Origin of the sequence: Pseudomonas brenneri, from assembly GCF_007858285.1 — a bacterium.
In the GTDB taxonomy this organism is placed as follows: Bacteria; Pseudomonadota; Gammaproteobacteria; order Pseudomonadales; family Pseudomonadaceae; genus Aquipseudomonas; species Aquipseudomonas brenneri.
This window is the reverse complement of sequence record NZ_VFIL01000002.1, coordinates 454,908-478,006: the sequence shown is the minus strand read 5'-3', so window position 1 is coordinate 478,006 and position 23,099 is coordinate 454,908. Positions and strand designations below refer to the sequence as shown.

The 23,099-nt window shown below is 60.1% G+C and carries 31 protein-coding genes; 8 read left to right on the top strand and 23 right to left on the bottom strand.

Annotated features, from left to right (window positions below):
* Window positions 1–255: 255 nt before the first annotated feature.
* The 5 genes from rimO (at window position 256) to tsaA (ending at window position 4,295) form a co-directional block, all read left to right on the top strand.
* Window positions 256–1,596: a 30S ribosomal protein S12 methylthiotransferase RimO gene (gene rimO / locus FJD34_RS05480; RefSeq protein WP_065942655.1), complete on the top strand. Its 1,341-nt coding sequence runs from the start codon at window positions 256–258 to the stop codon at window positions 1,594–1,596.
* Window positions 1,597–1,699: 103 nt separating this feature from the next.
* A complete protein-coding gene (locus tag FJD34_RS05475; protein ID WP_032858377.1) occupies window positions 1,700–2,170 on the top strand; it encodes a GNAT family N-acetyltransferase in 471 nt (156 codons plus the stop codon).
* A gap of 187 nt (window positions 2,171–2,357) precedes the next feature.
* Window positions 2,358–3,068 (top strand): rRNA pseudouridine synthase, encoded by a 711-nt coding sequence (locus FJD34_RS05470; RefSeq protein ID WP_029295333.1) that lies wholly within the window; start codon window positions 2,358–2,360, stop codon window positions 3,066–3,068.
* Between the two features lie 66 nt (window positions 3,069–3,134).
* Window positions 3,135–3,596 (top strand): YehS family protein, encoded by a 462-nt coding sequence (locus tag FJD34_RS05465; protein WP_032858379.1) that lies wholly within the window; start codon window positions 3,135–3,137, stop codon window positions 3,594–3,596.
* Window positions 3,597–3,599: 3 nt separating this feature from the next.
* A complete protein-coding gene (gene tsaA / locus FJD34_RS05460) occupies window positions 3,600–4,295 on the top strand; it encodes a tRNA (N6-threonylcarbamoyladenosine(37)-N6)-methyltransferase TrmO (protein ID WP_032858381.1) in 696 nt (231 codons plus the stop codon).
* A 182-nt stretch (window positions 4,296–4,477) separates the two neighbouring features.
* Here tsaA and fpr read toward each other — a convergent pair whose 3' ends face one another.
* Window positions 4,478–5,257, bottom strand: coding sequence for a ferredoxin-NADP reductase (gene fpr / locus FJD34_RS05455; RefSeq protein ID WP_003172178.1), 780 nt, complete (start codon window positions 5,255–5,257; stop codon window positions 4,478–4,480).
* Window positions 5,258–5,382: 125 nt separating this feature from the next.
* Here fpr and FJD34_RS05450 point away from each other — a divergent pair, with 125 nt between their 5' ends.
* A complete protein-coding gene (locus tag FJD34_RS05450; RefSeq protein WP_032858383.1) occupies window positions 5,383–6,309 on the top strand; it encodes a LysR family transcriptional regulator in 927 nt (308 codons plus the stop codon).
* On the opposite strand, the gene FJD34_RS05445 is transcribed toward FJD34_RS05450, so the two are convergent.
* From FJD34_RS05445 to FJD34_RS05435, 3 genes are all read right to left on the bottom strand, one after another.
* Entirely contained in the window at window positions 6,306–6,668 is a 363-nt protein-coding gene (locus tag FJD34_RS05445; RefSeq protein WP_032858385.1) for a diacylglycerol kinase, read from the bottom strand. The genes FJD34_RS05450 and FJD34_RS05445 overlap by 4 nt on opposite strands.
* 77 nt (window positions 6,669–6,745) lie before the next feature.
* Entirely contained in the window at window positions 6,746–7,393 is a 648-nt protein-coding gene (gene erdR / locus FJD34_RS05440) for a response regulator transcription factor ErdR (RefSeq protein ID WP_032858386.1), read from the bottom strand.
* 162 nt (window positions 7,394–7,555) lie between these two features.
* Complete coding sequence (locus FJD34_RS05435; RefSeq protein WP_090291878.1) at window positions 7,556–8,266, bottom strand: tRNA-uridine aminocarboxypropyltransferase; 711 nt, start codon at window positions 8,264–8,266, stop codon at window positions 7,556–7,558.
* A gap of 192 nt (window positions 8,267–8,458) precedes the next feature.
* Between FJD34_RS05435 and FJD34_RS05430 the strand changes: the two genes are divergently transcribed.
* Both FJD34_RS05430 and FJD34_RS05425 read left to right on the top strand, forming a co-directional pair.
* The gene (locus FJD34_RS05430; RefSeq protein WP_032858389.1) at window positions 8,459–8,893 is read left to right on the top strand and encodes a PA3611 family quorum-sensing-regulated virulence factor; all 435 of its coding nucleotides are present in this window, start codon (window positions 8,459–8,461) and stop codon (window positions 8,891–8,893) included.
* 332 nt (window positions 8,894–9,225) lie between these two features.
* Window positions 9,226–10,338, top strand: a complete 1,113-nt coding sequence (locus FJD34_RS05425) for an LOG family protein (protein ID WP_032858390.1) — start codon at window positions 9,226–9,228, stop codon at window positions 10,336–10,338.
* Between the two features lie 171 nt (window positions 10,339–10,509).
* On the opposite strand, the gene recX is transcribed toward FJD34_RS05425, so the two are convergent.
* The 19 genes from recX to FJD34_RS05330 all read right to left on the bottom strand — a co-directional run bounded on the left by recX (window position 10,510) and on the right by FJD34_RS05330 (window position 23,095).
* A complete protein-coding gene (recX, locus tag FJD34_RS05420) occupies window positions 10,510–10,977 on the bottom strand; it encodes a recombination regulator RecX (protein WP_032858392.1) in 468 nt (155 codons plus the stop codon).
* Window positions 10,978–10,985: 8 nt separating this feature from the next.
* On the bottom strand, window positions 10,986–12,044 hold the full coding sequence (gene recA / locus FJD34_RS05415; protein WP_029295312.1) for a recombinase RecA: 1,059 nt from the start codon (window positions 12,042–12,044) through the stop codon (window positions 10,986–10,988).
* An 83-nt stretch (window positions 12,045–12,127) separates the two neighbouring features.
* Window positions 12,128–12,628, bottom strand: coding sequence for a CinA family protein (locus tag FJD34_RS05410; protein ID WP_090291880.1), 501 nt, complete (start codon window positions 12,626–12,628; stop codon window positions 12,128–12,130).
* Window positions 12,629–12,709: 81 nt separating this feature from the next.
* Window positions 12,710–13,213, bottom strand: coding sequence for a lysis system i-spanin subunit Rz (locus FJD34_RS05405; RefSeq protein ID WP_090291882.1), 504 nt, complete (start codon window positions 13,211–13,213; stop codon window positions 12,710–12,712).
* A complete protein-coding gene (locus FJD34_RS05400) occupies window positions 13,204–13,752 on the bottom strand; it encodes a glycoside hydrolase family 19 protein (protein ID WP_032858458.1) in 549 nt (182 codons plus the stop codon). Before FJD34_RS05400 ends, FJD34_RS05405 begins: the two co-directional genes overlap by 10 nt.
* Before the next feature lie 19 nt (window positions 13,753–13,771).
* Window positions 13,772–14,782 (bottom strand): contractile injection system protein, VgrG/Pvc8 family, encoded by a 1,011-nt coding sequence (locus FJD34_RS05395; protein WP_090291884.1) that lies wholly within the window; start codon window positions 14,780–14,782, stop codon window positions 13,772–13,774.
* Between the two features lie 9 nt (window positions 14,783–14,791).
* Window positions 14,792–15,004 (bottom strand): tail protein X, encoded by a 213-nt coding sequence (locus FJD34_RS05390; RefSeq protein WP_032858397.1) that lies wholly within the window; start codon window positions 15,002–15,004, stop codon window positions 14,792–14,794.
* Window positions 14,997–15,380 carry a phage tail protein gene (locus tag FJD34_RS05385; protein WP_090291886.1) on the bottom strand — a complete coding sequence of 128 codons (384 nt, stop codon included), beginning with the start codon at window positions 15,378–15,380 and terminating at the stop codon, window positions 14,997–14,999. Before FJD34_RS05385 ends, FJD34_RS05390 begins: the two co-directional genes overlap by 8 nt.
* Window positions 15,380–16,750, bottom strand: a complete 1,371-nt coding sequence (locus tag FJD34_RS28190; RefSeq protein ID WP_223232719.1) for a tail tape measure protein — start codon at window positions 16,748–16,750, stop codon at window positions 15,380–15,382. The genes FJD34_RS05385 and FJD34_RS28190 overlap by 1 nt, the downstream gene beginning before the upstream one ends.
* A gap of 128 nt (window positions 16,751–16,878) precedes the next feature.
* The gene (locus FJD34_RS05375; protein WP_032858401.1) at window positions 16,879–17,445 is read right to left on the bottom strand and encodes a phage tail assembly protein; all 567 of its coding nucleotides are present in this window, start codon (window positions 17,443–17,445) and stop codon (window positions 16,879–16,881) included.
* Window positions 17,446–17,599: 154 nt separating this feature from the next.
* Entirely contained in the window at window positions 17,600–18,106 is a 507-nt protein-coding gene (locus tag FJD34_RS05370) for a phage major tail tube protein (protein ID WP_090291888.1), read from the bottom strand.
* The gene (locus FJD34_RS05365; RefSeq protein ID WP_090291890.1) at window positions 18,106–19,272 is read right to left on the bottom strand and encodes a phage tail sheath protein; all 1,167 of its coding nucleotides are present in this window, start codon (window positions 19,270–19,272) and stop codon (window positions 18,106–18,108) included. The genes FJD34_RS05370 and FJD34_RS05365 overlap by 1 nt, the downstream gene beginning before the upstream one ends.
* A gap of 2 nt (window positions 19,273–19,274) precedes the next feature.
* A complete protein-coding gene (locus tag FJD34_RS05360) occupies window positions 19,275–19,478 on the bottom strand; it encodes a hypothetical protein (protein ID WP_032858404.1) in 204 nt (67 codons plus the stop codon).
* Between the two features lie 90 nt (window positions 19,479–19,568).
* Window positions 19,569–19,805, bottom strand: a complete 237-nt coding sequence (locus FJD34_RS05355; RefSeq protein ID WP_090291892.1) for a tail fiber assembly protein — start codon at window positions 19,803–19,805, stop codon at window positions 19,569–19,571.
* A gap of 11 nt (window positions 19,806–19,816) precedes the next feature.
* Window positions 19,817–20,572, bottom strand: coding sequence for a hypothetical protein (locus FJD34_RS05350; RefSeq protein ID WP_090291894.1), 756 nt, complete (start codon window positions 20,570–20,572; stop codon window positions 19,817–19,819).
* A gap of 33 nt (window positions 20,573–20,605) precedes the next feature.
* Window positions 20,606–21,139: a phage tail-collar fiber domain-containing protein gene (locus FJD34_RS05345; RefSeq protein ID WP_032858408.1), complete on the bottom strand. Its 534-nt coding sequence runs from the start codon at window positions 21,137–21,139 to the stop codon at window positions 20,606–20,608.
* A complete protein-coding gene (locus tag FJD34_RS05340; protein WP_090291896.1) occupies window positions 21,136–21,774 on the bottom strand; it encodes a phage tail protein I in 639 nt (212 codons plus the stop codon). Before FJD34_RS05340 ends, FJD34_RS05345 begins: the two co-directional genes overlap by 4 nt.
* Window positions 21,771–22,766, bottom strand: a complete 996-nt coding sequence (locus FJD34_RS05335; RefSeq protein ID WP_032858412.1) for a baseplate J/gp47 family protein — start codon at window positions 22,764–22,766, stop codon at window positions 21,771–21,773. The genes FJD34_RS05340 and FJD34_RS05335 overlap by 4 nt, the downstream gene beginning before the upstream one ends.
* On the bottom strand, window positions 22,763–23,095 hold the full coding sequence (locus FJD34_RS05330) for a phage baseplate protein (protein ID WP_090291898.1): 333 nt from the start codon (window positions 23,093–23,095) through the stop codon (window positions 22,763–22,765). Before FJD34_RS05330 ends, FJD34_RS05335 begins: the two co-directional genes overlap by 4 nt.
* Between the last annotated feature and the right edge of the window lie 4 nt (window positions 23,096–23,099).

Genomic DNA, 23,099 nt, shown 5'->3' with positions numbered 1-23,099 from the left:
CTTAAGCCCAAAGCCAAGCTATACACAGTATGTGCCACCGTACTTCTAGTAACAGACTATTTGTTGACTACGGACTTACTCTTGGTGCAACGGCGCGAAGCATAGCGCAGCACTCGTCGTATTTCCCTGCATAAAGCTGGTCAAGCGCGTTTCCCGTCGATAGAATTGCGCACTTTTTGATCAGAGGCACATCAAGTGCCCGTCCGCAGCCCTGTCGTGCCCGACTGGCGGCGTCATTCAATACCGAGGTTAGACATGTCCACCACCATCGCAAAAGCCAACCCAAAGGTTGGCTTTGTTTCCCTGGGTTGCCCGAAAGCTCTGGTCGACTCCGAGCGCATCCTCACCCAACTGCGCATGGAAGGGTACGATGTCGTGTCCACCTACCAGGACGCCGACGTGGTGGTGGTCAACACCTGTGGCTTCATTGACTCGGCCAAGGCCGAGTCTTTGGAAGTGATCGGCGAAGCCATCAAGGAAAACGGCAAGGTCATCGTCACCGGCTGCATGGGCGTGGAAGAAGGCAATATCCGCAACGTGCACCCAAGCGTGCTGGCCGTAACCGGCCCGCAGCAGTACGAGCAGGTGGTCAATGCCGTACACCAAGTGGTGCCGCCGCGCCAGGACCACAACCCGCTGATCGACCTGGTGCCGCCGCAAGGCATCAAGCTGACCCCGCGTCATTACGCTTACCTGAAAATTTCCGAAGGCTGCAACCACAGCTGCAGCTTCTGCATCATTCCGTCGATGCGTGGCAAGCTGGTCAGCCGCCCGGTGGGCGATGTGCTGGACGAGGCCCAGCGCCTGGTCAAGTCTGGCGTCAAGGAGCTGCTGGTGATCTCCCAGGACACCAGCGCCTACGGCGTCGACGTGAAGTACCGCACCGGTTTCTGGAACGGCGCGCCAGTGAAAACCCGCATGACCGAACTCTGCGAAGCCTTGAGCAGCCTGGGTGTGTGGGTGCGCCTGCACTACGTCTACCCGTACCCGCACGTGGACGAGTTGATCCCGCTGATGGCCGCCGGCAAGATCCTGCCGTACCTGGACATCCCGTTCCAGCACGCCAGCCCGAAAGTGCTCAAGGCCATGAAACGCCCGGCGTTTGAAGACAAGACCCTGGCGCGGATCAAGAACTGGCGCCAGATCTGCCCTGAGCTGATCATCCGCTCGACATTCATCGTCGGCTTCCCTGGCGAAACCGAGGAAGACTTCCAGTACCTGCTGGATTGGCTGACCGAAGCCCAACTGGACCGCGTTGGCTGCTTCCAGTACTCGCCGGTGGAAGGTGCGCCGGCCAACCTGCTGGACCTGGCCGTGGTGCCGGATGACGTCAAGCAGGACCGTTGGGAGCGCTTCATGGCCCATCAACAGGCCATCAGCTCCGCACGCCTGCAACTGCGCATCGGCAAGGAAATCGAAGTGCTGATCGACGAAGTGGACGAGCAAGGCGCGGTCGGCCGCTGCTTCTTCGACGCTCCGGAAATCGACGGTAACGTATTCATCGACGATGCCAGCGGCCTCAAGCCGGGCGACAAAGTCTGGTGCACGGTCACGGACGCCGACGAGTACGATCTCTGGGCGCAAAAACGCGACTAAGCTGTAAAAAATTGAAAAAGCCCTGCTTCTGGACAAGATGCGGGGCTTTTTTAGGTCTATCGTTTGCCCCATTACCGCCAACAAGCAGCAAGGAGCAGCGGGCATGGGCCAGCACTCGGTTATCCACACCCCCAAACCCAGCGACTATCAGGAGCTGACCCGGATCTGGGAGGCATCGGTGCGGGCCACCCATGACTTCTTGCCGCAAAGTTACATCGAACGCCTGAGAAACCTGGTGCTCACGCGCTACCTGGATGCCGTGATGCTGATCTGCACCAAGGACACGCGCCAGCGTATCACCGGCTTTGCCGGCGTCGCGGCAGGCAAGGTCGAGATGTTGTTCATCGATCCGCAGTACCGAGGCCAGGGCCTGGGGCGGCAATTATTGCGCTATGCCATTGAGTCGATGAATGCCGAGGAACTGGACGTCAACGAACAGAACCCGCAGGCCCTGGGCTTCTACCTTAAACAGGGCTTTGAAGTGATCGGGCGCACCGAGCATGACGGCATGGGCCAACCCTATCCCTTGCTGCATATGCGTTTGCGCCAGGCCCAGCAAACACGCAGCGGCTGACACAACCCAAATCAAATGTAGGCGCTGGCTTGCCTGCGATGCGGGCAACTCGGTGCATCAGGTATGCCGAGGTGATGCCATCGCAGGCAAGCCAGCTCCCACAAAAAGCAACAGCAGCGAAATGGGGCCGGGATTAACCGGCGCCAGGCAGGTACAATAGCTGCCCCCTTTTGTTACGGCCCTTGTCATGACTGACCCCATACGCCTCTCCAAACGCCTTATCGAACTGGTCGGTTGCTCCCGTCGGGAGGCCGAGCTGTTTATCGAAGGCGGCTGGGTCTCGGTGGATGGCGAAGTGATCGATGAGCCGCAGTTCAAGGTCACGACACAAAAAGTCGAACTTGATCCCGAGGCCAAGGCCACGGCTCCAGAGCCGGTGACTATCCTGTTTCATGCGCCGGCAGGTGTGGATGTCGACAGCGCGATGCAGTCCCTGAGCGCCGAGACGCTGTCGGAAGAACACCGCTTCAGCAAGCGCCCGCTCAAAGGCCACTTCCTGCGCCTGACCGCCAGCGCCGACCTGCAAGCCAAGGCCAGCGGCCTACTGGTGTTTACCCAGGATTGGAAGATCCTGCGCAAGCTGACGGCCGATGCCGCCAAGATCGAGCAGGAATATGTGGTTGAAGTCGCAGGCGACGTGGCAGAGCACGGCCTGAACCGCCTCGCCCACGGCCTGATGTACAAAGGCAAGGAATTGCCTGCGGTCAAAGCCAGCTGGCAGAACGAGAACCGCCTGCGCTTTGCCCTGAAAAACCCGCAGCCCGGCATCATTGCCCTGTTCTGCGAAGCCATTGGCTTGAAGGTTGTGGCCATTCGCCGCATCCGTATTGGCGGCGTGTCCATTGGCAAAGTGCCGGTCGGCCAATGGCGCTACATGTCCGGCAAAGAAAAGTTCTAAGCCGCCCTCTCTCTCGACATCGCCCGCCCGGGCGATGTCTACAGTCGAATACCAGGATTGCCCACCATGATTCACAACGACGTACTGCGCAGCGTGCGCTACATGCTCGACATCAGCGACAACAAGATGGTCGAGATCATCAAGCTCGGCGGCATGGAAGTGTCCAAGGACGACCTGCTGACCTACCTCAAGAAAGATGAGGAAGAAGGCTTTGTGTTCTGCCCGGACGAGGTCATGGCACATTTCCTCGATGGCCTGGTGATCTTCAAGCGTGGCAAGGACGAAAGCCGTCCACCGCAGCCGATCGAAACCCCGGTGACCAACAACATCATCCTCAAGAAGCTGCGCGTGGCCTTCGAACTGAAGGAAGACGACATGCACGCCATCCTCAAGGCGGCCGAGTTCCCGGTGTCCAAGCCGGAGCTGAGCGCGTTGTTCCGCAAGTTCGGCCACACCAACTATCGCCCGTGTGGCGACCAGTTGCTGCGTAATTTCCTCAAGGGGCTGACGCTGCGAGTTCGTGCTTAAGCCATGAGTTACAACGTCTCGCCCGTGGGCTTCGTGCACTCCTGCTTCAAGGAGAAGTTCGCCATCCCGCGCCAGCCACAACTGGCACCCGCCGCCCGGGGCGTGCTGGAGTTGGTGGCGCCGTTCGACCAGGGTGAGGCGGTGCAAGGCCTGGAGCAGGTCAGCCATGTGTGGTTGCTGTTTCTGTTTCATCAGGCCCTGGAGGATAAACCGCGGTTGAAGGTGCGTCCGCCGCGCCTGGGGGGCAACACGTCCATGGGCGTATTTGCCACCCGCGCGACCCATCGCCCGAATGGGATTGGCCAGTCGGTGGTGAAACTGGACAAGGTGGAGCCAGGCCGGCTGTGGATTTCCGGGATTGATCTGCTCGATGGTACGCCGGTGTTGGACATCAAGCCGTATGTGCCGTATGCCGACATCATTGATACCGCGACCAACAGTATTGCCAGTGCCGCACCGGCGCTGATCCCCGTGCAATGGCTGAAGACCGCACTGCAACAGGCTCACACTCACGCTCAGCGCCTTGGCGAACCGTTGGTGGAGCTGATTGAACAGTGCCTGGCACAGGATCCACGGCCGGCGTATCAGACGCCTGGGCCGGAGCGCGAATATGGCGTGCGGTTCTGGGATGTGGATGTGCGTTGGCACTATCCCGAGGCGGGGATGATTTGTGTGCTTGAAGTGGTTGCGGTGAAGTAAATCGCAAAAATGAAAAAGCCCGCACTGCCTTCACAGGCAATGCGGGCTTTTCTTTGCAAACGCCTTCACCTGTAGGAGCGAGCTTGCTCGCGAAGAGCGCAAGGACAACGCGTCAACTCTGGATGACCGCGTTATCGTTGACGATTTTCGCGAGCAAGCTCGCTCCTACAGGTGACCAGAGGTTATTTCTCGACGAACGCACGCTCGATCAGGTAGTCACCCGGCTCACGCATGCGTGGCGAAACCTTCAGGCCGAAGCTGTTCAACACTTCACTGGTCTCATCCAACATGCTTGGGCTACCGCACAGCATGGCGCGGTCGTCTTCAGGATTGATCGGCGGCAGGCCGATATCGCTGAACAGCTTGCCGCTGCGCATCAGGTCGGTCAGGCGGCCTTCGTTTTCGAACGGCTCGCGGGTCACGGTCGGGTAGTAGATCAGTTTTTCACGCAGCGCCTCGCCGAAGAACTCGTTCTGCGGCAGGTGCTCGGTGATGAACTCGCGATAGGCGACTTCGTTGACGTAACGCACGCCGTGGCACAGGATCACTTTCTCAAAGCGCTCGTAGGTTTCCGGGTCCTGGATCACGCTCATGAATGGAGCGAGACCAGTACCGGTGCTGAGCAGGTACAGGTGCTTGCCCGGTTTCAAATCGTCCAGCACCAGGGTGCCAGTCGGTTTTTTGCTGATGATGATCTCGTCGCCTTCCTTCAAGTGCTGCAACTGGGAAGTCAGCGGGCCATCCGGGACCTTGATGCTGAAGAACTCCAGATGCTCTTCCCAGTTCGGGCTGGCAATGGAGTAAGCGCGCATGAGCGGGCGGCCGTTGGGCTGTTGCAGGCCGATCATCACGAACTGACCGTTCTCGAAGCGCAGGCCCGGATCGCGGGTGCACTTGAAGCTGAACAGAGTGTCGTTCCAGTGATGAACACTGAGGACACGCTCGTGGTTCATGTTGCTCATGTACGGGGAACTCCTGGAAATAGGTCTGCGCCAAAATGATAGGTGCGCAATTGCACAGTATTCTAATGGCGGCGACAATATCTGTTAACTGGATTATTAAGATAAGGGTTATCGGTTATATCGATATGCGATTTACTCTCCGTCAACTGCAAGTCTTCGTCGCCGTCGCCCAGCAGGAAAGTGTGTCACGCGCTGCTGGCCTTCTGGCCTTATCTCAATCCGCCGCCAGCACCTCGATCACCGAGCTGGAGCGCCAATCCAGCTGCCAATTATTCGACCGTGCCGGCAAACGCTTGAGCCTCAACGCCCTCGGCCATCAGTTGCTGCCCCAGGCGGTGGCGCTACTGGACCAGGCCAAGGAGATCGAGGACCTGCTCAACGGCAAGTCCGGCTTCGGTTCCCTGGCGGTCGGTGCCACGCTGACCATCGGCAATTACCTGGCCACGCTGCTGATCGGCAGTTTCATGCAGCAGCATCCCGAGAGCCAGGTGAAACTGCATGTACAAAACACTGCGCATATCGTGCATCAGGTCGCGCATTACGAAATTGATCTGGGTCTAATCGAAGGCGACTGCAGCCACCCGGATATCGAGGTACAAACCTGGGTCGAGGATGAACTGGTAGTGTTCTGCGCACCGCAGCATCCCCTGGCCCTGCGCGGCCAGGCGACCATGGAGCAATTGACCCATGAAGCCTGGATCCTGCGGGAACAGGGCTCCGGGACACGCCTGACCTTTGATCAAGCCATGCGCCACCATCGCAGTGCGCTGAACATCCGACTGGAACTGGAGCACACCGAGGCCATCAAGCGGGCCGTGGAGTCTGGTTTGGGGATTGGCTGCATTTCCCGCCTGGCGCTACGGGACGCGTTCCGGCGTGGCAGCCTGGTGCCGGTGGAAACCCCGGACCTGGACCTGGCCCGGCAGTTCTACTTTATCTGGCATAAACAGAAGTACCAGACCTCGGCCATGCGCGAGTTCCTCGAACTGTGCCGCGCCTTCACCGCCGGGGTGCAGCGCAGCGACGAGATCGTGCTGCCGAATATCGCTTAGACCAGGATCACGGCCCACACCACGGTAATCATGGTCAATGCCACGAACTGCGCGGCGCTGCCCATGTCCTTGGCGTTTTTCGACAAAGGGTGGCGATCCAGGGAGATCCGGTCGATTGCCGCTTCCACGGCCGAGTTGAGCAACTCGACAATCAACGCCAGCAGGCACACCGCAATCAGCAGTGCGCGCTCTACGCGGCTGACATTGAGGAAGAAGCTCAATGGAATCAGGATGACGTTGAGCAACACCAACTGGCGAAAGGCCGCCTCGCCGGTGAAAGCCGCACGCAGGCCATCGAGGGAATAGCCCCCTGCGTTGAAGATACGTTTGATACCGGTTTGACCCTTGAAAGGCGACATAGAGTAGGCAACTGCGCAAAAAGATGGTGGGAAGCTAGAGTAAGCCAGGTCAAAAAAGCGTGAATCGAGCCGCCCTATCAGTGGGAAATTGACTCAAGTTGTTGCAGCAGCAACGCCGCCTGGGTGCGGGTGCGCACGCCCAACTTACGGAAAATCGCGGTAACGTGGGCCTTGATGGTCGCCTCGGACACACTCAGCTCATAGGCGATCTGCTTGTTCAGCAAGCCTTCGCAGACCATGGTCAATACACGGAACTGCTGCGGGGTAAGGCTGGCGAGCCCTTCCTGGGCGGCCTTGGCTTCGGCGGACACATTGATTTCTTCAAATGCCTGGGGCGGCCACGAGACGTCACCGTCCAACACCGTACGCACTGCCGCTTGAATCTGCTCCATGGAGCTGGACTTGGGGATAAAGCCACTGGCCCCGAATTCGCGGGAGCGCACGACGACGTCTGCCTCTTCCTGGGCCGACACCATCACCACTGGAATCTGCGGGTATTGCCCGCGTAGCAGCACCAGGCCGGAAAACCCATAGGCGCCAGGCATATTCAGGTCCAGTAGCACCAGGTCCCAATCGGTCTTGTCGGTCAGGCAGGTTTCCAGCTCAGCGATGCTGCCCACTTCAACCAGGCGCACATCCGGGCCCAGGCCCAGCGTGACGGCCTGGTGCAGCGCGCTGCGGAAAAGAGGGTGGTCATCGGCAATCAGGATTTCGTATGTGGCCATTTATTAAATGATCCTGTTTTTTATGGGAGCACCGATGGGTTCGGTGCTCGCCAACGTACGAGGTGCCAGCCAGCGGCTGTCACGAACAGTTACGCCTGATGGCATTTTAGCCGGCTCAGGCGCTGCAGTGCCATCATGCAAAGGTCCTCTGGCCCCGAATGCCTACAGATAAGGTGCAAGACGCGTATGCACGCTGTCTGTCGGGTCCAGCGCCAACTGGAACTTGGCCGCCAGGTAGTGGGTACTGAAAACATCCAGGTAGGCATCCAGCACTTCGCTGGCCTGCTGGTCCTCGGCCAGTTCCAGGCACAAGGCGGCCACTTCGGCGGTGCAGAAGTGGTCATCGCGCTTGGAGCGACGCAACTTGTAGCGCGATAACTGCTCCGGTTCCAGGCTCAGTACCGGCAGGTGCTCCAGGTACGGGCTCTTGCGGAACATCTTGCGCGCTTCGCTCCAGGTACCATCGAGCAGGATAAACAACGGGCGTTTGCCGTCCGTCACCCTGACCTCGTTGACCACTCGCTGCGGTGCAACGAACTCGCCGGGAAAGACGATATAAGGCTGCCATTGCGGGTCGGCCAACAGGGTCAGCAGCTCTGGCTCGACGGCCGTGCGCGACCAGGGGAAAGCGCTGGTGTCTTCGATGACATCGGCTATCAGCCAGCCAGTGTTGCTGGGTTTCATCGGCTCCACATCGTGCATCAACAGGCACATGGCCGACCTGGCCTGAACCTTTGGCCGCCATGCACACAGGCAGTATTGGGGGATGACCCGGCATCTGGGGCAACGTTCGGCACGCGAGCCCCGAGCAACAAAAGGGCTGACGGCACGGGCCAGGCGCTGGGTACGCAAGCGAAAGACTGCGTGACTCATAGCGGGCGCCAGGGTGGAGCGATGAAAATCGACACGGATAAACTCGGGACAGGCAAAAGTGCCGGCAGTTTACCAGAGCTGCCCAGCCAATACGCCTGGCCGTCGCGGCTCCAGGTCACCTATAATCGCGCGCCACTGAACGCACAGCGCAGTGGCGGGTCTATGGACCAGTAACCGAATCAGGAGAGTTTCATGCTGCGTCTTATGTTGCGTCTTGCCGCCCCGACCGTCGCCCTGGCGCTGGTATTGCCCCTGGGCGCCCAGGCAGCCTCCCTGGTGGAGCTGCAAATGAACAAGAAACTGCAAAGCGTCGCGGCGGAAAGCAACAAAGACCTGCCCAGGGAGATCGATGAACAAACCCTGGAAGTGGCCTACACCGTCGAAGGCATGCAGTTGATTGACCACCTGAGCGTATTACCAGAACGTGCCGAGCAAATGCGCGCCAACCCCAAGGCGGTGTATTTCCAGTTGGGGCAAAGCGTTTGCCTGAACAAAGGCTACCGCGAGTTGATGGCCAAGGGTGCCGTGATGCGCTACGAAATCACCGAAAACAAGAGCAACCGCCCGGTGGCGTCGGTCAAGTTCGTCGAGGCTGATTGCCCTGCCCCGGCCAAGAAGAAAAAGTAAGCCTTCATCCTCCAGGCGCGTGCCTGCTCGCGAAAAACGTCAAGGCAACCCATTCATTCAGATTGCCCGTGTCACCGTTGACGATCTTCGCGAGCAAGCTCGCTCCTACAGTTGCACCACCACTCTCCTTCATCTCCAATAAGTTATTGCCAGACAAGACTTTAGGGGGTCATGATCGAGTGATCCGGTAACATTTCCAGGGCAAAAAAGGGTTGCCCTCGCGTGACTTGCAGTGCAAAGGTTTTTAATCACAAGGAACATACAGAGCCTGTTTCGTCGCCGTCAGCAGCCTGCAACAAGACGCCGGGGCTCTGTAACGAAGGAGAAGCTGAATGCCTGATCAACCGAATGACCTCCTCACCCGTCATTTTCCAGACAACGGGACCGACCTCGCCCAGCAGGTCGAAGCGCAACTCAACCTGATTGCCCCCAGCAGCCCGAACATTCCCCTGTATCGCGACATGATCCTCACCGTGCTGCGCATGGCCCAGGACGACCGTGACCGCTGGAATGCCAAGATCACCTTGAAGGCCATACGTGAGCTGGACCATGCCTTCCGCGTACTCGAACAGTTCAAGGGCCGGCGCAAGGTCACGGTATTCGGCTCGGCCCGCACCCCGGTCGAAAGCCCCCTGTATGCCCTGGCCAGGGAAGTGGGCGCGGCTCTGGCCCGTTCTGACCTGATGGTCATCACCGGCGGCGGCGGTGGCATCATGGCCGCCGCCCACGAAGGCGCGGGCCTGGAACACAGCCTGGGGTTCAACATCACCCTGCCCTTCGAACAGCATGCCAACCCGACCATCGATGGCACGGAAAACCTGCTGTCGTTCCACTTCTTCTTTACCCGCAAACTGTTTTTCGTCAAGGAAGCCGATGGGCTGGTGCTGTGCCCTGGCGGCTTCGGCACCCTGGATGAAGCGCTGGAAGTCTTAACCCTGATCCAGACCGGCAAGAGCCCGCTGGTTCCCGTGGTACTGCTGGATGAACCGGGGGGCGGTTTCTGGAAAGGCGCCCTGGAGTTTATTCGCAACCAACTGGAGGCCAACCGCTACATCCTGCCCACCGACCTGAAATTGGTGCGCCTGGTGCATAGCGCCGAGGAGGCGGTCCATGAAATCAACCAGTTCTATGCCAACTTCCACTCTACCCGCTGGCTGAAACGTCAATTCGTGGTCCGCATGAACCATCCTCTCAGCGAGCATGCGTTGACGCATATACAAACAGCCTTCGCAGACCTGTTGCTCAGCGACGGTTTCCAGCAACTGGCCTATGCCGGTGAGGAATACGATGAACCTCGCTTCAACCACCTGACGCGACTGGTATTCAACTTCACCGGTCGTAATCAGGGCCGGCTGCGGGAGTTGGTGGACTACATCAACTTGCCGGAAAACTGGGCTCAAGCCCAGGGTAAAGCACAGCAACGGGTGACGCCGGAGCCAGCGTGATGCCGTAAAACGCAAAAAAGGCCCGCTATTTTCATAGCGGGCCTTTTTGTATAAACGCAAAATCCATGTAGGAGCTGGCTTGCCAGCAATAGCGGTCTATCTGCCACGGTATTGATACCTGACCCACCGCTATCGCCGGCAAGCCGCCTCCTACAAGGGAGCGCTCACATTTCAGTCGTCCAGATCCCGACCGCTCAACAAGCGGCTGATCATCTCCATCGAAAATCCGCGATAGCTCAAAAAGCGCCCTTGCTTGGCGCGTTCACGGGCATCAATTGGTAGATGGCCAGCAAACTTACGGCGCCAGGTGTCTTCCAGTTGCGTTTGCCAACTGATACCACACTCACGCAGCGCCAGATCGATATCGGCACGCTGCAAGCCACGCTGGCTCAGCTCTTCGCGAATCCGCGCAGGCCCGTAGCCCGAGCGTGCGCGGTAGGAAACAAAACTTTCGAGATAACGGGCTTCCGAAAGCAGCCCCTCTTCCGTCAAGCGGTCGAGGGCTGTTTCGATCATTTCGGGAGGGGCGCCACGCTGACGCAGTTTACGTGTCAGCTCGACACGACCATGCTCGCGACGTGCGAGCAGATCCATTGCCGTACGCCGTACCGCAACCAGCGTATCGAGTACAACTGTCATCGCTGGTCTCAGATATCAGCGTCGGCTTCTGCCATGTCATCAACAGGTTCGCGGTTGGCTGCAGCCTTGACGTCTGGCGCCGGGGTCAGCAGCTTGTCGCGGATCTGCTTCTCAAGCGTCGCCGCGATATCTGGGTTGTCCTGCAGGAACTTGGCCGAGTTGGCCTTGCCCTGACCGATCTTGCTGCCGTTGTAGGCATACCAGGCACCGGACTTCTCGACAAAACCGTGCAGCACGCCCAGGTCGATCATCTCGCCGTTCAGGTAGATACCCTTGCCGTAGAGAATCTGGAACTCGGCCTGACGGAATGGCGGAGCTACCTTGTTCTTCACAACCTTGACGCGGGTTTCGCTACCGACAACCTCGTCACCTTCCTTCACCGCGCCAGTACGACGGATGTCCAGGCGAACCGAAGCGTAGAACTTCAGCGCGTTACCACCGGTGGTGGTTTCCGGGCTGCCGAACATCACGCCGATTTTCATCCGGATCTGGTTGATGAAGATCACCAGGCAGTTGGCGTTCTTGATGTTACCGGTGATCTTACGCAGGGCCTGGGACATCAGACGGGCTTGCAGGCCGACGTGCATGTCGCCCATTTCGCCTTCGATCTCGGCCTTCGGCACCAGGGCCGCCACGGAGTCGACCACGATCACGTCGATGGCATTCGAACGCACCAGCATGTCGGTGATTTCCAACGCTTGCTCGCCGGTGTCCGGCTGCGAAACCAGCAGGTCGTCGACATTGACGCCCAACTTGCCCGCGTATTCAGGATCCAGGGCGTGCTCGGCATCGACGAACGCGCAGGTAGCGCCCATTTTCTGTGCCTGGGCAATCACCGACAGGGTCAGGGTGGTTTTACCAGAAGACTCCGGACCGTAGATCTCAACGATACGGCCTTTTGGCAGGCCGCCAATGCCGAGCGCGATGTCCAGACCCAGAGAGCCAGTGGAAATAGCCGGGATCGCCTGACGGTCGTGATCGCCCATACGCATTACGGCACCCTTGCCGAATTGACGTTCGATCTGACCCAGGGCCGCAGCCAAGGCTTTCTTCTTGTTGTCGTCCATTAAAGTCCTCACGTAATCAATAAGGCCTGACGGCCAACACCTGTATAAGTAGACAGTATTGTTCCATAAAGATCGGGGATCGCCTACCCCTGATTTTCTATTTCTGCTGCAACTCGTCGCAACAGCCCCTCTAATGCGGCTTTTACCGTTTGTCGGCGGACCTCGTCACGGTTTCCAGGGAAGTGCTGGCACTCGGCCATAACCTCGTCACCGACCCCCCAGGCCAGCCATACGGTGCCCACCGGTTTGTCCGGCGAGCCGCCATCGGGGCCTGCCACACCGCTGACCGCCACGGCAAACCGCGCCAGGCTTTTTTCCTGGGCGCCCCTGGCCATGGCCTCGACCACTTCACGGCTTACGGCGCCGACCTTGGGGAACAGCCCTTCCGGTACATTGAGCTGGCGGGTCTTCTGCCGATTGGAATAGGTCACATAACCGGCCTCGAACCAGGCCGAACTCCCGGGAATCCGTGTGATGGCTTCGGCAATACCGCCACCGGTGCAAGATTCGGCGGTGGTGACGTGGGCATTGAGCACCTGCAAACGTCGGCCAAGTTCGGCGGCGAGTTGGGTAATTTCCTTCACGGTCGTCTCCAGGAAAGTGCGGGGGTTTGCCTACCCTACAGGAGCCCATCGGCCACGCAAACGGCAGACAGCTGCAACAGGTTACCGGGTGATGGCCCGCACATACGCCTGGCAGGCCCGCAGCGCGATCAATCCGTTATCGCCGGCATCGGTGATGCCGATAATTCGTTGAGCATGCGCCGGGTCAAGTCGACCTCGCGGGGCGCCATGAACCACGCTGCGGGTGGCGGTGGCTGGCATTGAGTGGCCGGCGGCGGGATCGGCGGCGTCGAGAAGGACTGACAGGCGCACATCAGCAGTGGCCAGCCGGTCGCGCAGATAAACCTGGTTACGTTGTGCATCGCTCAACTCCCGCGTGTGCTGTTGATCGCTGGCGGCGAGCTGTTGCTCCAATGCCTGGCGCCTGGTTTGTTCGGCCAGGTAGTGGCGCTGTGCTGCCTGGCTTTGCTGGTTCAGCAGCTCTGAGTGCCGCGCCGCCTGGCGTTCGAACTCAAGGCCAAGGCGCCAGGCCTGGACCTGCCAACTGGCCACCGCCGGGACGGCCATCAGCAAGGCAACAGCCAGCATGCGCCAGCTCAACTGCATAACACCGCCCTCGCCTGCGCCCACAATTGCTGACGATGCTCCAGCCCATTGAGGCCACCATTGATACGGCGAGTGATGGTGGTGAATTGGTCCTGATCCGCCAGTTCATTCAAACCATTGCTGTGCCAGAACCAGGCGGCGGACTCGGCCGCCCATTGCGGTTGTTCCAGCAGTTCGGGGAAATGCAGCAGGCGTTCATCGCCAAACAGCGCGCGACTGCAGGCCAGGTAATTGCGCCGCCCGGTAATCTGGATCAGCCCACGGCCGCGGTATTTCTGACCGTCACCGTCGGCTTCGGGACTGTTGCCCAGGCGTACCGCCAGGGTGCCGGTGTCGTATTTGCTCAGGTATTGCTCGCCGCCCAGTTCCCGGACGTAGCGCAACTCACCGGACTCGTGACCGACCTGGGCAATAAAGGCGGCCATGCGTTTGGGTGCGGTGATGTGTCGGTGAAGCATGGCGGCGTTGAGCGCCGAAATGAAAACGCCCGCTTGGGCACGGGCGTTAGGCAGGATCTGTTGCAGTTGCGAAAGTGTCATCATCCTTGATCTCCACGGTCTAAGAGGCCAACCCACTGGCCATGATCGAACTGCGATAGCCCGTCGTCGTGTCGCCTACATGGGTCACCTTGTCAATCGACCAGCGCCCCTGCATATACCCAGGCCAAGTCTCATCCAGCAGCAACAGCCCTTCGGCGGACAGCAACGGGTTGCCAGGGCAATCGATAGCGATCGTCAACCCTTCGCGCCCCACCCGGCGCAACTCGCCCTGCGCCACTGAGCGCGCTTCGGTTTCGCTCTGGCAGCGTTGGCGCAAGGTCTTGAATGGTGCGATCCCCACCTCGACCACACGCTGGCGAGAGGCCGCTCCATCCCACCAATTGACACGGCAGCCCTGGTATTTGGCCCGCGCGCTTTCATCAATCCGCGCGCTGATAAACGCCTGCTCGCCAGGACGGTTGTCATGGGTCACCGACAACCGCACATCCGGCAGTTGCTGGCCCGACAGCGACTTGACCTGACCACTTTCGGCCAGTACATACAACTCGTTGATCGGCTTGGTCACTGCGTTGTAGCGCCCGGCCAGGCGGGTGATGAAGCCCATGTCGGTCTCATTCGACTGATCGATATGGTCGATCGCAATCCCGTCCAATGCCGGCGCCACCCGGGGTGAAAACCCGTGCCGCGTGGCCAGTTGGCGAAACAGCGCACCGAGGGTCGTGGGACCATGACTGGCGGAACGGCGCTGGCGGTAACCGCTTTGGTCCATCACGCTGAACGGCGCCGCCGTGGCCACGATCGCCAGGCGCATGGGAAACAGGTAAGGCGTGCGCTGGGTAATCACAAACTCGCCTTTTTCCACCAGCCCCGACTCGCGGTAACCCACGCGCAAGCCGATCTTTGCACCCAGGCTCGGCAGGCCCTCCAGACCCTCGATGTTGATGGTCAGTTCCAGGCGGTCGGACTCGATGCCCGCCGCGTCGGTGTGTTTCCATTGCATCAGCCGTGGGTTGATCAACGCCGCATTGGCGCCATAGATCTCCACGACCGGGGTAAATCCCATTGCCATGCTGCCTCCTTAATCCCAGGCCGAAACGGGTCGTACAAGACCGGGTTGCGCGTCCATTTCGGGCACGATCACCCAGATACCCGCAGGCAACACCGGGCCATGCTCGGCAAGCCCTGGATTCAAGCGCCAGAGGGTTTCTTCAGCGGCGTCATCACAACGACCCAACTCGCGGTAGAGCAGCAGGTTGACCGAATCACCGGCAATACTTCGAACTCTACGCATTGACGAACTCCTCCAGCACCAGCGACCACTTGATCACCATGGCGGTGCCGTCATCGATAACATTGGCCTGGCTTTCCGTCAGTGCGGTGATGCGCCACAGGCCCCAGTTGCGGCCGATACCATCGACCAGCGGCAACGGCGTCCGTGCATCCAGCAGGACGCGTAATTGGTCGAGACGCTGCATGCCAACAGCCGCCGTGGCGGTGCCGGCAAAGGTCAGTTTTTCCAGCTTCTGGCCGTTCTGCCGCGACTGGGGCTTGCTGGCGATAATCTCCAGGTCGCCCCAGCCACCATCACTGCCGCGTTGGAGCGTGGAGTAGGCGAACCCTCGGGACAGGCCAAATATAAAGTCGCCCAGTACCATCTGCTGTCGCATTAATCACCTCCATCGGTCAGTGCTGCGTTGCGCCGAACCGCCAGTGAATCGGTCAGCATCGGCATGCATTGGTTTTGCAGGGCCTGGATCACTCGGTCGACCACCTGCTGGGCGTCGGCAGGGTTGACGCCGGTGATCTGGATGCTCGGCGCCAGCGTGACCTGGACGTTGTCCGAGCGCGCGCTGTTGAGTTCCTTGCTCACCGAATCGGGCGATGGCAGGCGGTCGCTGGAAGGGAAGAGTTTTTCACCCAGCCAGGTGCCCGCCTCGCCGCCCAACAGGCCGCCGATCAGGCCACCGACGGCAGTGCCAACGCCTGGCAAAACCAGGGTACCAAGGGCCGCGCCGGCAGAGGCGCCGGCCCACGCACCACCGGCAGTGCCGAGGCTGCTGCCGACCGCTTGCAGGTCGCCGTTGCGCACACCCTGGACGAGGTTGATGGCGGTGTCGGCGTAGCGCAGCGGCGCAAGGGATCGAGTGCCGACGGACTCCAGTTTGCTCATCGTTGAAACCAGGCTGGAGGGGATAGTCTTGGGCAAAGCGAGCGCTGGAGTGCTGAGCAATACCGGCCCTTGAGCGGATGAAACAGGCGCCTTGGATGAACCCTCGCCCAGGCGCGGAGCGGGCCGATAAGCTTGAAGCGACGCACCATGAAAACCCACTTTTGGCCCGTCAAACACCTTGCCGGCCTGTCCAAAAATACGCTGCAGCGTTGCCATTGACCCGGCCATGCGGCTGCCCAAGCGGGTAGTTTTTTTCGACGACGACGGCCTCAGCCGCTCGGTGAGCCTCTGGCGCACCGTTTTTTTCGGCAGGAAACGCGCACGCCCCTTCAAGGTTTCGGTTGCCCCTGGGCAGCAGCAATCCTTGCTGTCGTCGCGAAACAGTTTCCCCACACCGGGCAACTTGCCAAGCGTCACATCGACAGCCTTGCCCGTTAACCGGCTCCTGGCCGTATCGAGATAGCCCTCCCCCAACCACTTGGCCCCCTTGGCGTACCAGGAATCCGCTGCCGGCTCCTTGTCTTTGGCAGCCTCCTCTTGAGCCACAGGGGCGGGGCTTGCAGCGACGCTGCCGAGCAGGGAGTTGCCTGTGATAAACAGGGTGCTATTGAGGGTTTCCAGACTCTCACGCAGCCGCACCTGTTCCTCGGTCAACGCATGGATGTGCAGGCTGGCGTTGGCCAGGGCCAGGCTCAGCTCAGACGGTGGCTCTGTCGCCACGCCCATAGTGGGAGCGCCAATCAGACTTTCATTCGGCTCGGCAAGCAGGCCCGACAGTTGCGAGGCGCCACTTTCGGCGAGCCCGGGAAAGGTCATCCAGCGTTTGTCTTCGTCCGCGAGCTTGAGCGTATATCGAGCGTCTTGCATCTCGCTCTCCTCCTATTTGACGCCAAGGCGAGTGATCGCGATGTCGTAGCGGCGCAATGCTTTGGCGGCATTCCATTCAAGAATTTCCGCTTCGTTTACCGAATAAACCAGCGGAACGACGTCGAGGATTACTTCGATGTCGCGCTGCGAAAGAAGTCCGCCGGTTTGTTTAAAAAATCGTCGATGCGCTCCTGCAGTTGCGTCCAGTCGGGCACGGTCAGGCCGTCCAGGTCAGGGATCATAAGGCCGGTGCAGTGCGAGGTGATGAACTCGGCGCGCTCTTTGTTGGTGGCGAGTTTTTTCATCACCTTGGTGGCGCGCAGCGCGGGCATTTCCAGGGTGACGCTGGTCAACACACGGCCGGCCACTTCCAGCGGCAGCAGCAGTTGCACCTGCTCGCCAGGCTCGGTGGAGTCGCCCAGAAAGAACGAGGCCGGGCGTGTCGACATGTCGTGTACGTGCTGGGCAATGCTCACGTAGTCCGGGCGCTTGAGTTGGTCGAGTTCCTTTTCCGAGAGGCCGGTGGCCAGTTTGGCCAGCTCGAAGAACTGGTCATCCTCGTCCTCGCCAGCGCGGGCCAGCGCTTGTTTTTGCGCGGCGTAGAACAGCGCGTTGAGTTGAATCTGCTCGATCGTCGCACCGTTGTCGGCGGTGATCGGCGCCAGCAGGCTATGCAAGGGTGGCTTCCAGGCCATGGGCAAAATTCCTTGATGACAATTTAGAAAGCGTGGGCACGGTCAGTGTGGGAGCCGGCTTGCCTGCGATACAGGCAGCGCGGTCTTTCAGTTGAACTGAGGTGATGCAATCGCCGGCAAGCCAGCTCCTATAGTGGCCGCGCCGTGGGCAGGCTTACGGCATCAACACCGCACGCCGGGCATCACCGAGGATGTCGACGCCGTTGAGCACGAACCTCTGGGTGCGCACGTCGATGTCGATCACCGGCACGCCGTTGTCCAGGCGATGGTAGGTGCGGCAGGACAGATCCAGGGTGGTGGTAGCCTTGTCGCCCATCTTCAGCTTGGCTTCTTCCAGGGATTTGAGCTTGCCGCCGACGGTGTGGTAGGTGAAGTAGGCCTTGCCGTCCTGGTCCTGGCCCGCTTCACGCACGTTGAGCAGGATGTCTTCGCCCAAGCGCACGCCCAGGGCCAGCATGATTTCGGGACCGGCGCCTTGCAGCACCAGCTTGGCGCTCAGCACCTTGGCGCTCTTGGCCATTTCCTCGGCGATAAAGCGCCCGCCGGTCATGGCTTCCATCTCGAACTCGATCTTCGGCGGGGTGAATTCCTCGACGGTCGCCGACAGCGGCAGGCCCTGGAGAGTGGCCGCAATGGCCTGTCTGACTCGGTTGGTAAACATTAGAGAACGTCCTCCAGGAATTGCTCGATGATTTCATCGCGGGCATTGAGTTGATAAACCATGTGTTCGTTCGGCGCGTAGCGGCCGTAGTCGATCACGATGAACCAGGTGCCGTTCTTGTACTTCTCGACACTGTTGAGTTCCGGGTGCAGGTACACGCTACCGCCCGGGATGGTTTCGTCGGCCACCAGGGTTTGCAGCCAGTCGTTGATGCGCTTGACCTCCTGGTCCATGAACGACTTGGTCAGGTTGTGCGCCATGGCTTTCTGCCCGGCCTTGACCAGCTTGCGACTGATGGCGTCTTCCAGGCCGACATAGCTGATGAACTTGCCGGTGATGGAACGGTTACCCAGCAGCGAGAAACCGCCGAGGATGGTGCGGGCGTAGTAGCTCACGCCGTAGCGGTTGAGCAGGTCGCCTTCGGTGGAGGTGTCGAGGATGTTGTACTCGACCACCCGCGATACATCTTCGGCGAAGGTCACCTGGTTGCCCGGGCTCTCCCACTGCTTGACCTTGGCCAGCGCGGCAATGGCCAGGGACGACGGCGCGAGGAACACGTTTTTCTTCGCGGCCTTGGAGTACACCGACGGCATGTTGTGTACCAGCAGGCAACGGTCGAAACCCAGGTCGGCGCCACCCAGCTCGCCGCTGTAGGTCACTTGATCGGCGACGCTGGCGTCTTTGCCGTCCAGCACCACACGGGCCTTGATGCGCTTGCCGAACGCGGCAAACTCACCGGCCACGGCCTTGGTGCCGGTGAAGCCTGGAGCGCCAATGATGGTCAGGTCTTCCGGGACGCTGCCAAGCGCCGCGAGGCCCAGCTTGCGACCGGTCACCGGCTCGTTGCCGCCGATCACGTTGTTGAGGGTATCGGCGGGGGTCGCGCCCTCTTCGACGATCACCACATAGACCGGCACCTTGACCACTTTGAGGATCTGGTACACCGCATGAAACAGCGTGCCCGACTCAGTGCCGGTCGGGTCCAGCAGTGCCTGGGCGGTGAAACTGTTGATGCGGAACGGGGCGTTTTTCGGGATCGACAGATGCGCATTAGGCGCAGTGCCGACCAGACCGATTACGTTGTCACCCAGGCCACCCATGGCCTCGGGGGATTCGCTGGCATTGACGGTGATGCCGTTATGCTCGAAGTTCAAAACCTCAGCCATGATTATTCAGCCTTCTTGGTGACGGCCTTCTTGGCCGGTGGGGTGTCTTGGGCGGCAGCCAGCACGCTGGTCAGTTCCAGGCGGCCGGCGGTGCGCAGGGCGGTTGCTTCGACGTCCAGCAAGTCCAGCTCCTGACCGACGGTGGACCAGTGGCCACCTTGGGTGGGGAATGGGATGAGGACGGTGTAGGTTTGGCGGTTGGCCATGGGGGGAATTCTCCGGGTGCAAAAAGCGCAAAGCCCCTTCGGGAGGGGCTTTGGGCGGGCGAAAAAAAACCGCTTTCGCGGTGGTGTGTATTACTTCAGGAAGGCCGGTTTTTCGGGCCAGATCACGGCGTCCGGATCGGCGCCTTGATCGGGGATATCGCGCAGGGCCTTGCGGTAGGCGACGAAGACCGGGCGGTCCTTTTCCGTCATGGGGTAATCGGGCATCGCGGCGTAATCGCTGGCGGCGAGGTCAGCGTCGCGGGAGGCACGGATTTCCTTCCACTTGATCAAAGGATGTAGTTCAGCAAGTGCAAATACAGGTTTCATTAACGTTCTCCTTAATCCAAAGCCAACATGTACGACCAATCAGCTGGATGAGTAACAACACCCGTACAGGCGCCTGCAAGCATGACCTCAACTTCCCCATCCGCAGTGATACACATTGGGTGGATAAACCAGTAATGGCCAAACATTCGAGTCGGTTGCATAACCACTGAACACCAACGCCACTTGCCCTTTTCAGCCCCTGTACACCACGCGTTATTAACTTCACCACTCACAATCCGAACAAAAGCACCTATCGTCAGGCTAGAGTTCAGAATCAACGGGCGGCCACCACTTACCTTTCCGTCATCGACAGACCTTGGATAAGCAAGCCAAGCAGCACCTCCCGTATTACTCGACCATTTCATTTGCCAGACGTGAATGACATTTCTCCAATATTCAGAGGCCCTAATATCAAAATCAGGAAACTGTTCCCGAACATCCGCTTGGACTTGTCGCATAAAATCGATATCTGCTTGGGGGCGCCCAGCTTCTTGAGAAAGAGTAGTGATTGCCCGCAACTTCTTTGTAGTTACCTGCTGATGAATATCCCATCCCTCAATCAGATTGCCCGTGGCATCCGGCGCCATACTAAAATTTTGCGTAAGCGCCAGCCTTGGCAGGCGCTGATCCAAACTTGCAAGATGTTCGCGGTAGGTTCGTTGCGCTACTTCAAGGGCTTTATCAATCTCGCCGATCTTACCCGTCACAACACCCGTCAGATTATTTGCCGCGCTGACAACCGCGGCCAATTGCTGTTCAGTACTCAATGTTTAAACTCCTTGTAGTGCATTGATCTTGTGTTAAGCCTTCGCTTCAAGCGCCATCAATCGAAATAAAGCTCCGATGCCTCGCGCCATGTTGTCGATACTGGCCGTCGAGAGTGACGCCAACTCATCCACCACCAGGATGTTGAGGTTTTCCGACCCCACGATCACGGTGACGCTATCCGCCGGCAACGGCGAAATATCCAACGTAAACTTCTGCAACACCCGCGCCGCCGCCGCCTTGTACGTCAGCAACTTCCCCGCCACCGAGTACACCGCCAACAGCGTGCCACTGGCGAGGTAAAACCCGAACTCGCCAATCTCATATTCACCATCGCCATCAAACAGCGCGGCCATGCGCAGTTGGCGCTGGCCCAGGTCTTCGTAATCCACAATCGCCACGCGCTGGCGCTCATCGCGCAGGGCGGTTTCGTTGCCGGTGGGGTTGTAGCGGCCGGTGCCGGCGGCGATGTGGGTGATTTCGCCTTTCAAGCCTTGGTTCTTTGCCTGCAACACTTCATCCAAACCCTTGGAGGTGAAGCGCACCAGGCGCGTAATGTCATCGGTCATGGCTGCGCCCTGAGGTCGTAGTCGTTAATGGTGTAGTGCTGGGCCACGCCCGCACTGTTAAGCCCTGAACTCAACATGAGTTGCGGCAAGGCGCCCCGCAGCGACAGCTCGCTGTCACTTAGCGCTGCATGGGCGACGCTGGTGATGGGCAGCCTGCCCACCACCTCATGCACCAGGGTGATGGTGGCCAGGTCGCGCTCGCTCTTGGCCGCGTTGATGCGGCGGATCAAGCGGTTGTGGTCGCCACTGGACCAACTGCGGCCGATGATCGCCTGCACGTCGAAGGTGTAGGGCTGGGCCAGCGGGCGCTGTTGGTACCAGGCCAGAATATTGGGGGTAAACCCCAGGGATTCGACTGCGTGGCTCAACGCCTTGGGCGTACCGGCCTGGCGCTGGATCTGCCAGGATAGGGCGACCGTGAGGCGCTTTTCGGTTTCGTCGGCAGCGGCGTTCCATTCACTGACGCCACGGTCAGCGGCCAGGTAAGGCAGGAACGCCTGCGGCGTGTGCAGCGGATTCATCAGCGCCGGGAACGGCGGCTCGGCCCGTTCGAGCAACTTGCCGAAACCCAGGTCCAGCGCCTTCTCCAGCGGCGAACTGTTGGCCGGCAATAAACTGGATGTGTGCTCACTCATAGCGTCAGCACCTGCACCTCGACACCCGTGCAATACGGAGCCTGGAAGGCCGTGGTGATGATCGGCGCCAGCGGTTCGAGAATCTCCAGTTGCGTAGCCCCGGCGGTGTGGATGGTGTAGTCGATCCAACTCGGGTCCACGCGCCCTTCAAGGCGGTGGCAAGATTCGGCATAACGTTGCAGCAATTGCTGGGCCGCCACTTGCGTCAGCCCCGAGTCCGGGCCGGCGTTGATCCGGGCGACCACGCGAATCTTATAGGGCACGATCTGCGCGCCCTGCACTGTCACCCAATCGGTTTCCGGGCGCACATCGGGCCGGGCGAAATGGCGGCGCACACCGTCAAGCAAGTCCGTCGATGGCGTGCCATTACCCGAGCGCGAGAGCACTGTGACCATGACCTCCCCAGGTGCCGTGCGCCGGGCGTTGCCATCCTTGACCTGGGCGGCATAACCATCCGGGTCGAAGGTATAACTGACTGTCACCACGCCAGCAGCGGCACTCTGCACTTTCACCACCGGCCGCTCGCCAAGGGTGAACACCTCGCGACGATACTGCATGCGTGAACCCGCAGCCGGCGCGTGGGGCGCCAGGTAGTAGCGCAGCCGCGCATCGTCGTCACTTTCCAGGGTCGGTGGCACGGGCGGGAATGCCGCCGGGTCGCCTGGGTCGAGCACCTGGCGCTCCAGGCCCATGTCGGCCAGGCGCGCATCCAGGTTGCTGCCGGTGGCCCACCACGCCAGCATCTGCTGGATCCGCGCATTGTATTTGCGCTCATGGGTTTGCAGGCGCACACAAAAGGCTTCCAGGGCCAGGGTCAGCAACTCGCTTTCATTGTCCAGGCTGACCTTGAGTTTGGCCGCGCTTTGCGGGGCGCGGGTGGCCACGTAGTCGACGACAAATGCCTTGAACTGCGCCAGCAGCGGTTCGAATTCGTCGACGGCAATGAGGTCGGGCGGCGCCAGTTGGTTCTGCCCGGGGATCAACATGCTCATGTCACCACCTCGAAGGATTGCTTGCGGTTTTTCCAGGTGCCGGCAAACCGCAACAGCAGGCCTGCGCCCTGGCGATTGGCGACGATGACTTGCGGGGCAAAATCGGCGATGCCGTTCTGCGGGTTGTAAAAGGCCTGGGCGGCGTGGCTTTGGGCGAGGATCAGCAGATCATCGCCCAGGTTCTGCCCCAGCAGCTGCGGGATCATCGAACCGTAAAGCGGGCGTTTCTGCCGCGAGCCCAAAGGTGTGGTCAGGGCCCGGGTGGCGCGCTGGACGAATTGCAGCCAGTCGTCCACCACGGCCCCGGTGTTTCTCTCAATTCCGATCATGGCA

Coding starts and splice junctions, on each gene's coding strand:
- rimO (WP_065942655.1), top strand. CDS start 256: ATGTCCACCACCATCGCAAAAGCCAACCCAAAGGTTGGCTTTGTTTCC.
- FJD34_RS05475 (WP_032858377.1), top strand. CDS start 1,700: ATGGGCCAGCACTCGGTTATCCACACCCCCAAACCCAGCGACTATCAG.
- FJD34_RS05470 (WP_029295333.1), top strand. CDS start 2,358: ATGACTGACCCCATACGCCTCTCCAAACGCCTTATCGAACTGGTCGGT.
- FJD34_RS05465 (WP_032858379.1), top strand. CDS start 3,135: ATGATTCACAACGACGTACTGCGCAGCGTGCGCTACATGCTCGACATC.
- tsaA (WP_032858381.1), top strand. CDS start 3,600: ATGAGTTACAACGTCTCGCCCGTGGGCTTCGTGCACTCCTGCTTCAAG.
- fpr (WP_003172178.1), bottom strand. CDS start 5,257: ATGAGCAACATGAACCACGAGCGTGTCCTCAGTGTTCATCACTGGAAC.
- FJD34_RS05450 (WP_032858383.1), top strand. CDS start 5,383: ATGCGATTTACTCTCCGTCAACTGCAAGTCTTCGTCGCCGTCGCCCAG.
- FJD34_RS05445 (WP_032858385.1), bottom strand. CDS start 6,668: ATGTCGCCTTTCAAGGGTCAAACCGGTATCAAACGTATCTTCAACGCA.
- erdR (WP_032858386.1), bottom strand. CDS start 7,393: ATGGCCACATACGAAATCCTGATTGCCGATGACCACCCTCTTTTCCGC.
- FJD34_RS05435 (WP_090291878.1), bottom strand. CDS start 8,266: ATGAGTCACGCAGTCTTTCGCTTGCGTACCCAGCGCCTGGCCCGTGCC.
- FJD34_RS05430 (WP_032858389.1), top strand. CDS start 8,459: ATGCTGCGTCTTATGTTGCGTCTTGCCGCCCCGACCGTCGCCCTGGCG.
- FJD34_RS05425 (WP_032858390.1), top strand. CDS start 9,226: ATGCCTGATCAACCGAATGACCTCCTCACCCGTCATTTTCCAGACAAC.
- recX (WP_032858392.1), bottom strand. CDS start 10,977: ATGACAGTTGTACTCGATACGCTGGTTGCGGTACGGCGTACGGCAATG.
- recA (WP_029295312.1), bottom strand. CDS start 12,044: ATGGACGACAACAAGAAGAAAGCCTTGGCTGCGGCCCTGGGTCAGATC.
- FJD34_RS05405 (WP_090291882.1), bottom strand. CDS start 13,213: ATGCAGTTGAGCTGGCGCATGCTGGCTGTTGCCTTGCTGATGGCCGTC.
- FJD34_RS05400 (WP_032858458.1), bottom strand. CDS start 13,752: ATGACACTTTCGCAACTGCAACAGATCCTGCCTAACGCCCGTGCCCAA.
- FJD34_RS05395 (WP_090291884.1), bottom strand. CDS start 14,782: ATGGCAATGGGATTTACCCCGGTCGTGGAGATCTATGGCGCCAATGCG.
- FJD34_RS05390 (WP_032858397.1), bottom strand. CDS start 15,004: ATGCGTAGAGTTCGAAGTATTGCCGGTGATTCGGTCAACCTGCTGCTC.
- FJD34_RS05385 (WP_090291886.1), bottom strand. CDS start 15,380: ATGCGACAGCAGATGGTACTGGGCGACTTTATATTTGGCCTGTCCCGA.
- FJD34_RS28190 (WP_223232719.1), bottom strand. CDS start 16,750: ATGCAAGACGCTCGATATACGCTCAAGCTCGCGGACGAAGACAAACGC.
- FJD34_RS05375 (WP_032858401.1), bottom strand. CDS start 17,445: ATGGCCTGGAAGCCACCCTTGCATAGCCTGCTGGCGCCGATCACCGCC.
- FJD34_RS05370 (WP_090291888.1), bottom strand. CDS start 18,106: ATGTTTACCAACCGAGTCAGACAGGCCATTGCGGCCACTCTCCAGGGC.
- FJD34_RS05365 (WP_090291890.1), bottom strand. CDS start 19,272: ATGGCTGAGGTTTTGAACTTCGAGCATAACGGCATCACCGTCAATGCC.
- FJD34_RS05360 (WP_032858404.1), bottom strand. CDS start 19,478: ATGGCCAACCGCCAAACCTACACCGTCCTCATCCCATTCCCCACCCAA.
- FJD34_RS05355 (WP_090291892.1), bottom strand. CDS start 19,805: ATGAAACCTGTATTTGCACTTGCTGAACTACATCCTTTGATCAAGTGG.
- FJD34_RS05345 (WP_032858408.1), bottom strand. CDS start 21,139: ATGACCGATGACATTACGCGCCTGGTGCGCTTCACCTCCAAGGGTTTG.
- FJD34_RS05340 (WP_090291896.1), bottom strand. CDS start 21,774: ATGAGTGAGCACACATCCAGTTTATTGCCGGCCAACAGTTCGCCGCTG.
- FJD34_RS05335 (WP_032858412.1), bottom strand. CDS start 22,766: ATGAGCATGTTGATCCCCGGGCAGAACCAACTGGCGCCGCCCGACCTC.
- FJD34_RS05330 (WP_090291898.1), bottom strand. CDS start 23,095: ATGATCGGAATTGAGAGAAACACCGGGGCCGTGGTGGACGACTGGCTG.